6 protein-coding genes and 1 pseudogene are annotated in these 13,895 nt (G+C 34.3%); 2 read left to right on the top strand and 5 right to left on the bottom strand.

What is annotated here, in order from left to right:
• Positions 1–155 precede the first annotated feature (155 nt).
• Positions 156–1,778 (top strand): DUF1565 domain-containing protein, encoded by a 1,623-nt coding sequence (locus QNJ50_RS13725; protein ID WP_300636064.1) that lies wholly within the window; start codon positions 156–158, stop codon positions 1,776–1,778.
• A 187-nt stretch (positions 1,779–1,965) separates the two neighbouring features.
• On the opposite strand, the gene QNJ50_RS13720 is transcribed toward QNJ50_RS13725, so the two are convergent.
• The 5 genes and pseudogenes from QNJ50_RS13720 to QNJ50_RS13700 all read right to left on the bottom strand — a co-directional run bounded on the left by QNJ50_RS13720 (position 1,966) and on the right by QNJ50_RS13700 (position 11,305).
• Positions 1,966–4,974, bottom strand: coding sequence for an ABC transporter substrate-binding protein (locus QNJ50_RS13720; protein ID WP_300636063.1), 3,009 nt, complete (start codon positions 4,972–4,974; stop codon positions 1,966–1,968).
• A 24-nt stretch (positions 4,975–4,998) separates the two neighbouring features.
• Positions 4,999–7,956, bottom strand: a complete 2,958-nt coding sequence (locus QNJ50_RS13715) for an ABC transporter substrate-binding protein (protein ID WP_300636062.1) — start codon at positions 7,954–7,956, stop codon at positions 4,999–5,001.
• A gap of 166 nt (positions 7,957–8,122) precedes the next feature.
• Positions 8,123–9,406 carry an ATP-binding protein gene (locus QNJ50_RS13710; protein WP_300636061.1) on the bottom strand — a complete coding sequence of 428 codons (1,284 nt, stop codon included), beginning with the start codon at positions 9,404–9,406 and terminating at the stop codon, positions 8,123–8,125.
• 704 nt (positions 9,407–10,110) lie between these two features.
• Positions 10,111–10,278, bottom strand: a pseudogene (locus QNJ50_RS13705) (VapC toxin family PIN domain ribonuclease); the annotation flags it as partial.
• 160 nt (positions 10,279–10,438) lie between these two features.
• Complete coding sequence (locus QNJ50_RS13700) at positions 10,439–11,305, bottom strand: phosphate ABC transporter substrate-binding protein (protein WP_300636060.1); 867 nt, start codon at positions 11,303–11,305, stop codon at positions 10,439–10,441.
• A gap of 509 nt (positions 11,306–11,814) precedes the next feature.
• Between QNJ50_RS13700 and QNJ50_RS13695 the strand changes: the two genes are divergently transcribed.
• Positions 11,815–13,686 carry an ATP-binding protein gene (locus QNJ50_RS13695; RefSeq protein ID WP_300636059.1) on the top strand — a complete coding sequence of 624 codons (1,872 nt, stop codon included), beginning with the start codon at positions 11,815–11,817 and terminating at the stop codon, positions 13,684–13,686.
• Positions 13,687–13,895 lie beyond the last annotated feature (209 nt).

Raw genomic sequence — 13,895 nt, 5'->3', positions numbered from 1 at the left:
TTTTTATTACTATTACTCATTCAAATAGAAGGTAGCAGAGACGGTAGCGGGTTACATACTAACCTATTATTTACTTTTTTGTATTATTTATTGCCAATAATATTAGACATCTATAATGTGTGCGTTAAGATGTCGTGGTGTCTAAGAATATCAGTATGGCTGAAATTATTTACGTAAATTCAACTATTGGCAGCGATAGTGCAAATGGTAGCCAACAAACACCATTAAAAACTATAACTCAAGCCCTTAAGATCGCGAAATCCGGAACTAAAATCCAACTGGCAGATAGTGAATATAACAGTGACACTGGTGAAGAATTTCCCTTAAATATTCCTAGTGGAGTCAGTGTTATTGGTAATGAAGGTAATAAAGGTGCAGGTATTATAATCGAAGGTAGTGGAGAGTATCTCAGTCGTACTTTTGCCCGTCAAAATATTACGATTGTTCTTGATGATAATACTGAATTAAGAGGAGTAACAGTCACTAGTCCCGCTAGTCGTGGTACTGCTGTTTGGATTGAGTCAACTGCACCGACAGTAGCTAATTGTACTTTTACTAAATCCAAACGTGAGGGAGTTTTTGCTAGCGGGAATGCAAATCCGAAAATCTTCGATAGCATATTTGTTGAAAATGATGCTAATGGTATTTCCATTGCTCGGGATAGTACTGGTGAAATTCGCGGTAATTCCTGTGTAAGAACTGGTTATGGAATTGCTGTTAGCGATCGCGCTGCGCCAAAAATAATTAATAACAAAATTTCTGAGAACCGGAATGGAATTGTTATTTCCGGTAGCGCTCGTCCCATATTGCGTCAAAACATCTGTGAAAGAAATACAGATGATGGTTTGACAATGATTCGTGACTCCCTACCGGATATGGGTAATAGCAATGACCCTGGTGGTAACATCCTACGCAACAACGGTAAATTTGACCTACAAAATGCAACTTCTAACAAACTCATTGCGATCGGGAATCAAATCGATCCGAGCAAAGTAAAAGGTAATGTGGAACTGGTAGATAATCAATCTCCAACACCGGAACCGAATCCCACACCTGCACCGAACCCAACACCACAACCAAATCCCACACCGGAACCAGAACCAGCACCTGTACCTATTCCCGTACCAAACCCGACACCAGAACCAGATCCCGCACCTGTACCTATTCCCGTACCAGACCCTACTCCTTTACCAAACCCTACTAAATTAAGAGATATTTCTGGTCATTGGGCGGAAATATTTATCCAAGAATTAGTCAAACTAGATATAGTCAAAGGTTATCCCGACCTTACTTTTAAACCCGATGTGACGATGACACGGGCGCAATATGCTGCTTTACTTGTCAAAGCTTTTAACCCACCTGCGAAACGGGAAGCGATTAAATTCAAAGATGTTAAGGAAAATTTTTGGGCTAATGGAGTAATTCAACAAGCTTATGAAGGTGGTTTCCTTTCAGGTTTTCCAGACCGAACCTTCCACCCCAATCAAAATATCCAACGGGTTCAAGTAATTGTTTCTTTAGTTAATGGACTCAAACTCCTTGGTGGAGTAGAGAATAATTTAAATTACTTCAACGACAGAGGGAATATTCCCCAATATGCTAAAGAAGAAGTAGCTACAGCAGTTGAAAAACAACTGATCGTGAATTATCCCAATTTGCAACAGCTTAATCCCACCCGTGATGCGACAAGGGCTGAGGTTGCGGTGATGGTTTATCAGGCTTTAGTTAATGATGCTAGGGTTGGAGCGATCGACTTTCCTTATATTGTGAGTATTTAATTGTGGTTTTTTGAATTTGTGGTTCTTTGAAGTTGCGGTTTTTTGAAGTTCAAACCTCTCTCCATTTACAAAGAGAAATTTGGGGAGGGGTTTTTGGTAGTTTTTAAAGTTTGCGATCGGGCTAATTTGATAATATTTCTTATTACCAATTTTCTTTATCTTCCTTCCACTGCTGCATCAAAAACTTCTATTTGCTACGGCTTTTTAATAACTGAAATCTACCATTTTTAACTTCAACTAGGATTGGTGGACTTTTACGTTCTCCATCTTTAAACTGAAGTGGATATCCAGAAGTTTCCTTAGATCCAAGTTCTACTGTCGGTAATTCTTGCAGAACAGTTTTTCTGGAGGGATTGGGGAAGGATTTTGCAATTGCTTTTAAAATAGCCTGAGTTGCATCATAACTAGTAGCTGTGAACCAATTAACAGCTCCTCCCCATTGTTGTTCCCCTTTATTGAAAAAATCTTGTGCTTCTCGTTTTTCCCCAAACCAAGGTATTGTCAAAACTAAGCCTTCAAAATTTACATCACTTACTGTTTCTTTGTCGTACAGGGCACTTCCTGTTATCAACTTTAGTCCTAAATTATTCTTTGCATTAACTTTAGCAATCTCACGTGCTGTTGAAGTCAGTTCTAAATTTGGAAATAACATAATTGCTTGCACCTGTTGAGATGCAATATTTTTTAATTCTTGTTCGATATTCAGTTTTGCATCTGTCAAATTTATCTCACGAATAATCTGACCTTTAAATTTTTCTTTATCTTTAAAGTTTTTTGCAAATTTTTCTTTCAAACTTTTACTATAGACACTGTTTGGATTATAAAAAACTGCAACTTTATTAAATTTTGAATTTGTAGTATATTCAGCTAGTTCTTTACTAGATGCAGCGTTTGAGGGAACCGTTCTAAAGAAAACTTTATCTTTCAATTCATTGCTAGCACTGGTAGGAGAAATAACAGATATATTTGATTGTTTATATACATCAAGAGCAGCTTCAGTTGCATCGCTAGTATTGTGCCCAATTACTCCCAATATAGATTTATCTTTAAGCAGTTGTTTTGCAACTTGTTCAGCCTTCTCTTTTTCGTTACTATCATTAGCAATAACGATTTCTAATAATCGACCACTTAAGCCATTGTTATCATTGAATTGATTTTGGGCTTGTGCAACTCCACGTAAAACTCCTTGAGCTACATCTTTTGCATTATCTGTAGATAAAACCACAGCAATAGTCAAAGGATTGCCCTTTTCACGAGCTTTGGCATTATTATAGTAAATTAGTACTTCTGGGTTGTTACGATTATCCTTTACACCCTTTTCAAATAATCTAACAGCTTGAGAATAATTACCTTTTTTAAATGCTTCTATACCTTGGTCGCGGGACGGATTGCGGGTAGTGGGAAAGAAAGTATGATCGCCACGACTAATATTATTACTAATATCACTTGTATCAGGACTAATATCATTTGTATCGGGTGAGCAAAAAATACCATTTACTTTCTGTTGACCTTGAGGACAAGGTGTTGAAAATTGATAAACTCCAATACCACCAACAAGAGCTATAAATCCTGCTGCAATTGTACCTAATATAATTCCTTGACGATTAGGAGCTGCTGTAGCTCGTTTTGACACAACTTCTAACTTTTCTAACTGTTTTTGTTGATTAAATTCTGCTTCAATTTCTCGTAATTTATATTTTGCTGATTCTCGATCGGGTTCAATTTCTAAAACTTTTTTAAACTGAGATTTTGCTTTAGTATATTCTCGTTGTTTTATTAGATTTTCCCCATATTTTTCTCGCGCTAATAAAAATGCTTCTCTATTACGTACAGGTTCAACTTGATAAGCTCGCTGGTACAGTTCCAAAGCTTTGTCAAAATTTTCAATTTCTAAGTATCTTTCAGCTACAATAGGTAAAGTACTAAAGTGATTGGGATTGATTTCCAGAATTTGCTCGTAGCAGTACATTACATCTTGAATTTTTCCTTCTTGATGTAATTGTTTTACTTCTTCTGATAATCGCTTAATTTCTTTTTCTCCAAATTCTTCCAGTTTCAATATTGTTTCCGTTACTGGGCGAGATTGTACTAACCAACAGCGAACTAATTCAATTCTTACTCTACGTTCTGTATTATCTAAAAATTTATTTTCTGTTAGTGTTTTAACAGCTTGGATTATTTCTTCTGTATGAATAACTCCAAATTGTTCTAGCAGCGTTAACGGATGTTCTGGAAATGATTGCTTTTGCTCAAGAGCTATTTTTTGAGCTTCTGCTACCGCCGAAAATACTACTTGTTCAGAGATAGAAAGTCCATCCCAAAACCATGCAAGTCCACCTGCTGCACTCTCAATAGCTCTATCTACTATATTTAAGACATGTTCGCGAGTAACTGTCCATTCTTTTTCAACTTCTGCTTGTACGAAAAGATTAAAGCAAATTGTTTGAGTAAAATAAGGATGTCCTGATGAGAGTTCCCAAATTGCTTGAATTGCATCCTCCTCGTACTTCAGCACGTGTTTTGCAGGATTTATAATCAGTCGTTTAGTACTTGTCCGATCCAGTAAACCGACTTCTTGAAATGGCGCATCTTTGAATAATTGACGTAGGTTATGCAAATCATCTAAAGCTCTTCCTAATACTGGAATGATAAATAATCTATTCTGCTTCTTTAAAAGTGATTTTAAATATTTAAAAAATCCAGCACCCTGATTTTCTATATGGTTTTCTATTTGATTCTCAAAACTATTGACAACATCAAATTCGTCTAGCAGCAAAACAAGATTTTTATCGTCCAGTTCCTGAAAAACTTTCATAAGAAAATCATCAGAAAATATATCCGAATCATTGTTTAATTCTTGTTCGGAAGGAGGTATGACGATATCTGAATCTAATTCCAGTTGAGATGTTATTTCCTCTGCAAGTTCGTATAATATTTCGCTCAGAGAAGATTCACTATAACCTTGCAAATCAAAAAGAACAAAAATAAAATTATCTTGAGCTACTTTTTCAGGAATCTGTTGAAGTATGGACGACATCCCTATACGTCGTTGACCCTGCAATAAGATAAATTGTATATTTTGCTTTAAATTATCTTCAATAAAACCGAATAGACTTTCCCGTCCGAAAAACTTTTCTGGTTCATGGGTTGGACGACCGATAATATAAGGATTTATCCGAGCAGTAGAATTATTCATAATTAAAAAGCTACCCGTTATTTCCTATTGAGAACAATTTTTTTGTAAGCACTTAAATTGATTTTGCTCGACCTTAACAAGAATAGCTTTACTCTGACGTTCTCCATTAGTGAATTTAAGTACATCTCCTGATGTTTGTTTTTCGGAAAGACTTATCCCCCGCAGTTCTTGCAAAATACTGTTTCTCGTAGAGTTTAATGCTAGAGATTTAATAAAAGCTTGAGTCGCATCATAACTGGTAGCTGTAACCCAACTAACACCTCCACCCCATTGTTTATTTGCAGTTTGAGAAAAATCTTTTGCTAGTGGTGCTTCTCTAAACCAAGGTACAGCAATAACTAAACCTTCAATAGCATTTCCTCCGTCTTTCAAAACATCTGAACTGTATAAAGTGTCACCACCTAAGAGGTTTAATCCTAAGTTATTCTCTGCATTGACTTTAGCAATATTGAGCGCGATGTGAGCATGTTTTTGTTTTACATCTGGGAACAACATAACTGCTTGCACTTGTTGAGATGCACTATCTTGAAGTTTTTGCTTAATATTTAGCGTTGGATCTGTAAAGTTTATTTCGCTAAGAATCTGACCCTGAAAATTGAGAAAATTTCTTTTAAATTCTTCTCTCAAACTATTACTATAGGGGCTATGACGATTATAAAAAATCACAACTTTATTAAAAAGAGAGTTTTTAGCGTATTTAGCTAATGTTTCACCAGATACAGCATCAGAAGGAACTGTTCTAAAGAATACATCACCGCTCAAATAGGTAGCAGTACTACTAGGAGAAATAACAGGCATACTTGCTATTTTGTATACATTAAGAGCTGCCTCAGTACTTTCACTAGAATAGTGTCCAATTACTCCCAGGATGGATTTATCTCTAACCAGTTGTTGAGCTATCTGTCCCGCTTTATCTGGTTTGTTACTATCATCAGCAATCGCAATCTCTAATAATCTTGAACCACGATTAGCATTAAATTCTTCCTGTGCTTGTGCAACTCCGCGCAAAATTTCTTTAGACTCATCTTTTTTATGATTTACGGGTACAGCGACCGCTAAAGTGAAGGGATTACCCTCTTGGCGAGCTTTGGCATTATTGTAATAAATTAGCACTTCTGGATCGTTGCGATTATTCTTTACACCCTGTCCAAATAAATTAACGGCTTGGGAATAATTACCTTTTTTAAATGCTTCTATACCTAGATTGCGGAATCTGTTGTGGGTAGTGGGAAAGAAAGTGCGATCGCCACGACTAATATTACTAAGACAACTACCATTAAATTTCTGTTGACCTTCGGGACAGGGAGCTAAAAATCGATGAACACTAATACCACCCACTAGAGCAATAATTCCTGCAGCAATTGCACTTAATACAGTTCGCTGCCGATTTGGGGCTTTTGAGTTTTCGGAAACTTTACCTGCGTTTTTTTCAACCATATCCGGACTTGTTGACTTATGTTTCACAGTTTCATCTTTAATTTTGGCAAGTTGTTTTTTTGCTGATTCTCTATTAGGTTCAATTTCTAAAACCCTGTTAAACTGAATTTCTGCTTTGATATATTCTTGTTGCTTGATTAGACTTTTACCATAATTTTCTAAAGCTATTAAAAATCCTTCTTTATGATGTACAGGGTCAACTTGGTAAGCTCGCTGATACAGTTCCAAAGCTTTATCAAAATTTCCAATTTCTAAGTATCTCTCAGCTAAAACATCTAGAGTACTGAAGTGATTAGGATTGATTCTCAAAATTTGCTCATAGCAATTTATTATTTCTTGAGTGTTACCCTCTTGGTGTAGTTTTTTTGCTTCTTCTAATAATTGGTTAATCTTTTCTGCCTCAATCTTTTCTAATCTCCATATTGTTTCTTTTACTGGACGTTCTTCCACTAACCAACGGCGAACTAATTCAATTCTTACCCTGCATCCTGCCTTATCTAAAAATTTATTTTCTGTTAGTCTTTTCACTGCTTGAATTAGTTCTTCTGTCTGAATAACTCCAAATTTTTTTAGCAATTTCAACGGGTGTTCTATATATAAATTATTTTGCTCAAGAGCTATTTGTTGAGCCTCTGCTACGGCTGAAAATACTACTTGCTCAGGAATATAAAGTCCATCCCAAAACCATGCAAGTCCACCTGCTGCACTTTCAATAGTTCTATCTACTATATTTGAGACATGTTCGCGAGTAACTGTCCATTCTCTTTCAAATTCTGCTTGCACGAAAAGATTAAAGCAAATTGTTTGAGTAAAATAGGGATGTCCTGATGAGAGTTCACAAATTGCTTCGATTGCATTTTTCTCGTACTCAAGTACACCTTTCGCTGGATTTATAATCAATCGTTTAGTACTTGTGATATCAAGTAAACTAACTTCTTGAAATGGCGCGTCTTTGAATAATTGATGTAAGTTATGCAAATCATCTAATTTTCTCCCTATTACTGGAATAATAAATAATTTATTCTGCTTGTTTAGAAGTGATTTCAAATATTTAAAAAATCCAGTACCATGATTTTCTATTTTATTTATAGTATTCCCAGCAACATCAAATTCATCTAGTAGCAATACAAGATTTCTATCGTCCAATTCCTGAAAAATTTTGATGAGAAAATCATCAGAAAATATATCTAGATTATTTGTTAATTCCTCACAGGAAGGAGGTATGACAATATCTGAATCTAATTCTAATTGAGATGCTATTTCCTCTGCAAGTTCATATAATATTTCGCTCAGAGAAGATTTACTGTAACCTTGCAAATCAAAAAGAACAAAAACAAAGTTATCTGGAGCAATTCTACTATTTGATTGTTGTAATACAGAAGACTTACCAATACGTCGTTGACCATGCAATAAAATAAATTGTATATTTTGGTTCAAATTATCTTCAATAAAACCGAATAGACTTTCTCGTCCGAAAAATTTTTCCGAATAGCGGATTGGATTACCTATAGTATAAGGATTGATATGATAATTTTGATTTGTCATTTTATTTTTATCGACATAGTTACAATATTTGGAAAATAATACGAAAAATATATTTTCTTGAAGCAAGACATTTGTGTTAGAGACGTAGAAAATTTATAGTTTATACGCCTCTACAGCATATTCATATGTCCCAAAAATTTGCTTATGATTTGTATTTCGATTAACTTTAAATTAATCCTTTGGGAAAAGCAGCGAATAATTTACCAAACCATTCGACAGTGGATAGCAGGTCATCTTTATGTTGTAAGATCGAGTTAATTTGACTGAGCTGTTTATGGCTTATTAACTTAATAAATACTCTTTCCCGTTCTCTAACTAATTGATTATCTGTATTCCATACTTCTTGCATTACCCATCGCTGCATAATTAAGGAAGCAAAGGAATATTCTCTTTGATGTGCTCCTTGTTTGTGAATAATTATCCCTTGTTCTTCTAGGCTTTTCAATTCCCGCTCTCTTTGAGTAAATATCAGGTCAAGATTACTTAAATCAAAGTGTTTCTTCTGATGTAAACGACCTTTTAAATCAGACAAAGTCACCAGCATCAAAATAGCTTTTTCTACTTCACTACACCTATTCCAAGTATTTTGAAAAATATGTTTAGTCTCTATTTCGAAATTTTTGATAAATACTTGAACATCAGGGATTTTGTTAGCTTTTCTATCAGTTTCTAACCGTGCATATAATCTAAAACCAGCAATTTGTAATAGACGTGGGTCCCTACCTGCTATTTCTCCGATAGCTTCTTGTAACGTCGGTGTCATTGGTATTACTCTTAGTAATTGCTCAATTTCCCAATTGTTCAATGGTTTGAGTGACTGAAACAGATAGTGGTTGTACCACGGAGAAGCATTGGGATTGAGTTTTGGACCGAGTTCATTAGGACGCCTAAGGGTAGTAATAACTGTCGAGAGATATTTACCCCCAGTAGAAGCAACAGCCAAACTACGACACTCACTCAAGAATCTTTGCATATTGGCTTCGGTGTATTTCTCGTTTTCCTGCAAGGCTACATCAAAGTCGTCGACTAGCAGCACCAAGAATTTGCCTTTTTTACCAAGTCTTTGTAATATTCTGTTAACGTCATTTCTCCTTATTTGTTCTCGTTCCAAAAGTCTCTCAATTTCAGCTTGCAATTGAGTTTCGTTCTCCAACTTATCTTTCACAACACTCAATACTTCCCTCCAGAAAGCAGAAGGAGTAAAGGGATAGATATTCTTACAACTCATCAGAGCAATTACAGCATTAGATGGATCTAATCCACGTTCTTTCCAAATAGTGGGTGAAGCAAGTAAATCCAAGAAAGAGGATCTACCCATTCCTGGACCACCCCAAATAGCTAAATGACCGCGTTGGGAAATTTGGGAAAATGAAACTGCTATTTCATATTCGCGTCCCACAAAACATTCTGGGGGAACTGGCTTTCCAACAACAAAAGGATTGTTTGACATAGCGATTCTCTATTTATTACTCTGTTTTCCCTGCGCATCTGTGGTTTTTTTGCCGTCAAATTTGATAATTCTGAAGATTGAATCGGCGTTCCAGAACTAAAAAAAAGTCTATTCCAACTAAGTGGAGTACAGACGCTCGTAAGAGTGCACGACTGTGCGTCCCTACCGATAAAAGCACTGTCAATACATATGTAAATAAGTTGTCAATAATACTAAATAAATATTTTTACTGTAAACATAGTGCTATTAGTTGCTGTATTGTTACACTACACTGAGCTTGTATGATTTCCGTAAATTCTCTATAAAATTTCTATTAATTTTAAGTATTTTAAGTATTTTAAATCACACACGGCGGCTATTCCCTCTCCCACCTCTTATAGCTTTATTGTTGAAGCTCTATTTAGCACAGCTTCATAAACAAGTCGAGTAGGGGAAATCATAAAGGCTGATCCTGTAGGTTTATACCGATGTGTCTTACTAACATGAAAATTATTGTAAACGCATGTGCAACTTAGTTGCAAAAAACACTAAACAAGTATTATTACTGTAAAAATAGTGCAACTAGTTGCCATATATTTACAGTATGCTAATCCTATAATACTCGTGTAAAATTTATATTATTTTTATAAATATCAAGTATTTTCACTTAGAGAATTCACGTTCAATAGCTATTTCTTCGTAAGCACCAGAACATTCTACAAAACTCACGATTCTACTTCCAACCAATTCTCCAACTCAATCCGATCAACTCTCAACATATCAGAATCATTAGAAACCAAAATTAACCCGCGTGTAATACCCATTGCAGCAATCAAAACATCAGCATCTTGTATCGGCTTACCTGCTTTCTTTAGAACCGCATGAATTTCACAAAAAACACCCTTAAAGCTTTTAAAGAAGAATGGAGAATAAATATTCTCAACACCCTAACTAATAAGGTGTAACTCACTAGGTAGGAAAACGCTATATGACTTATTAAATATTAAGTATTAAATTATTTTAATATGATGGGTTATTAAAATTTAGATTCCCTTAAAGCGTAGATTCTGATTTTGTTGGAACAAAGGATTGCTCCCTTACTAAGTCATATACTTTTTCAGAACGAGCAAAGTCAATAAAGTCTTTTTTTAATCCAATTGGTGTAGAATTCGTCACTAAATTTAGAGGACGGGAAAGGGGAAAGGTACCATTTTTGACATTTGCGATCGTAGCAGCTACTCCCTCAATCGGTAAGAGTTTTAAAGGTGCACCGTGAACTATATCATATTCAGCCGCACCAATAGATACGTAAGCAATAGTGTTAGGATTTTCGTTAACTGCTGCAATCGCTTCTGGATTATCACCAATAATTTTATCCGCACTAATATCTTTGATCGGCATTTGAAAAAATTTAGCAAACAGCTTACCAGTAGAATGATTTTCTGCTTTGCTGACAACAAAAATTGGTGCATTTTTACCACCAACTTGTCGCCAATTGTTGATTTTATTAGTATATATGTCAACGATTTGTTTATTCGTAAGACTTTTAATTGGGTTGTTTTTATGTATTAGTACTGATATACCATCTTTAGCAATGGTAAATGGTAATAAATGTTTTTCCTTTGCTTTTAAAGAACGCGACACCATACCAATATCAACATTTCCTTCGCTAGCATCCTTAATTCCTTGAGAAGAACCACCGGTTTTAACGTTAATTCGCACGTTGGGATATTTAGCTTGATAACGCTTAGCGATCGCTACAACTAAAGGTTTGATGGTACTGGATCCAGTTAACGTCAAATTCCTATTATTTTGAGCATAGGAAATAGTATTTATTGATGGATATTGACTACAAGCTTGCAAAAATGAAGCAGTAAATAAAGTTAGTGATATTAATACAGATTGCTTGAAATATATCATTTTATTTTTAGTAATTTATGTTCACAAAAATTATGTTCAAAATATTATATTTATCTATTTATTTATATTTTTCCCATTTACACTAGCAAAATAACTGAAATCAACTACGCTTTGTATTTAATTAGCCTATTTTGAATCACCAAAAATATTTTTATGTTAGAAATACTGATTTCAAACAATTAGCGTAACGATAAAAATATAATTATTTATAATATGCCATACTTTTAACTAAAAATAGCTTTTATATTTTGTGCTCAATATTTATATCATAAGTTATATGTCAAAGTAATTATTTAATTTTAATTTCCCAAAAAACATAAACAAAGACAAAAATCATTTATGCTCTACAGTTTTTTATTGACTCAATACAGCAATAAAAGACTTGTTAATAATTAATGGAATCTTAAATATTCATTTCTTAAATATTAATTCTAATGTTACAAGAATTTTTATTAAATGGATTGATAACCAAGTCTATAAATATATTTACATACTTTTAAATCTTGATTATGAAATCTATAAAATCAAGTTTACTCTCGGGAAATAGACTGAAAATTTCTTGGATTAATTCCCAAGCAGAAAATATATTCCAAAAAAATAGTTACAGCTGGTTCCAAAGAATAATAGATAAGACCAAGATTGGTCATAAAATTGCCATAGGTTATGGAATTACCATTGGAATTGCTGCTATGGGAATAACTGTTGGTTTATTCGTAGGAGATGTTTATTGGAAACAACCTGCTTTAAAGCAACAAGAAATTAGTCACAGAGAATCAGCTTTGCTGATGCAATTGAAAGATTCTTTATTGGAGACAAAATCTCGGTTTATCCCTTATATCACAAATCCTCATTTATTAGAAAACTACAGTAGCTATTTATTGATTCACTCTGATAAGATAATTGCTGCTTTATCTGAATTACAAAATGAGATAAGTCATGAAATTCAAGGATTAGAACGGCAAAATTTAGCAGATTTGCAAGATTTTATTCAAAAACATAAAGACACAACACAAACATATAGAAAAAAATTAGTCACTACCATTAATAAATTCAACATTATTAATTCCGACAACCAAACAATAGATACCGGAAATTCTAGAAATCTTTTGGTAAACTTCCTCGAGTCCCCAGAAGCATTACAGCTAGAAAAAGATATTCAAGAACTAAATAAATTAATTGCCTTTGCGGAAGATAAAAAACGAGCAGCAAATACTAACTTGAATCTGGCTATACAATTACAGGCAGATATAACCAAATATAGTATTTTGCTGTCAGTAGCTATCGCTATTTTCTTAGCATTTTTTACAACTTGGCTCATAACTTATCCGTTAACAGCAGTTACAAAAGTCGCTCAAAAAGTTGCTAATGAGTCTAATTTTGACCTTGTAGTCCCAGTTACTACCAAAGATGAAGTAGGATTATTAGCGAGTTCCTTTAACCAGATGATTCAGACAGTTTCCAAGTATATCCATGAGTTAGAACTTGCTCGACAAACATTAGAGCAAAGAGTGGAAGAACGAACACAGGAACTTTCCCAAGCTTTGCAAAATCTCCAGCAAACACAATCCCAATTAATTCAAACTGAAAAGATGTCTAGTTTGGGTCAAATGGTAGCTGGGGTAGCTCATGAAATAAATAATCCAGTAAACTTTATATACGGCAATATTCGGCATGTTAATAGCTATGTTGACGATTTGTTAGCTTTGTTAAAGCTTTATCAAGAAGAACACATTGATGTCAGTCCAAAAATTTTAGAGGAAATTGAAAACATTGATTTAGAGTTTGTTACCGATGATTTACCCAAAACTCTTTCTTCAATGAAAATAGGTGCTCAACGTATCCGTGATATTGTCCTCTCATTACGTAATTTTTCTCGCTTGGATGAAGCTGAAGCTAAAGCTATTGATATTCATGAAGGTATTGAGAATACTTTATTACTACTCAATCACCAAATCAAAAAAGGAATTGAGGTGGTAAGACAATATGGAGATTTGATGCTGGTTGAGTGTTATCCAGCACAACTAAACCAGGTTTTTATGAATATCCTTAACAATGGAATGGATGCTTTACAAGAACAGTCGGAGGAATTTAGTAAGCAGATTATAATTCAGACAGAGGTTTTTGAAACTAAAGTAAGTAAATCTGTACGTATAAGAATTAAAGATAATGGTCCAGGGATACCTTTAAATATTCAAGAAAAGTTATTTGATCCCTTTTTTACCACTAAGCCCATAGGTAAAGGTACCGGTTTAGGTTTATCGATTTCCTACAGTATTGTTAAAAAACATAAGGGCGAAATAGAAGTAATATCTGAACCTGGTAAAGGTACAGAATTTATTATTACTTTACCAACTTTAATGAATCAAGAAAATTACTTATAAATACGAGTATATAGAGTAGTTTGACTGAAGTATATTTTCATACAAAATTTTAAAAATAATGAGATAAATAAATTTTTGTAGAGACGTACCACGGTACGTCTCCTAAGAAACTTGTGCTCGAAAGCTTATAAAACCGTACTTTTTGATTTTGTGAGCGTCAGTTTCTTTTATGTTTTGTGGAGGGGAAAACCCAACCCCTCCTCACCCGC

This window comes from Mastigocoleus sp. MO_188.B34, from assembly GCF_030065675.1.
Classification (GTDB): domain Bacteria; phylum Cyanobacteriota; class Cyanobacteriia; order Cyanobacteriales; family Nostocaceae; genus Mastigocoleus.
The sequence above is the reverse complement of the archived record's forward strand: the minus strand, read 5'-3'. Positions and strand labels throughout refer to the sequence as shown.

Bases quoted from the DNA above. Each gene is read 5' to 3' on its own strand.
- QNJ50_RS13725 (WP_300636064.1), top strand. From the start codon at position 156: ATGGCTGAAATTATTTACGTAAATTCAACTATTGGCAGCGATAGTGCA.
- QNJ50_RS13720 (WP_300636063.1), bottom strand. From the start codon at position 4,974: ATGAATAATTCTACTGCTCGGATAAATCCTTATATTATCGGTCGTCCA.
- QNJ50_RS13715 (WP_300636062.1), bottom strand. From the start codon at position 7,956: ATGACAAATCAAAATTATCATATCAATCCTTATACTATAGGTAATCCA.
- QNJ50_RS13710 (WP_300636061.1), bottom strand. From the start codon at position 9,406: ATGTCAAACAATCCTTTTGTTGTTGGAAAGCCAGTTCCCCCAGAATGT.
- QNJ50_RS13700 (WP_300636060.1), bottom strand. From the start codon at position 11,305: ATGATATATTTCAAGCAATCTGTATTAATATCACTAACTTTATTTACT.
- QNJ50_RS13695 (WP_300636059.1), top strand. From the start codon at position 11,815: ATGAAATCTATAAAATCAAGTTTACTCTCGGGAAATAGACTGAAAATT.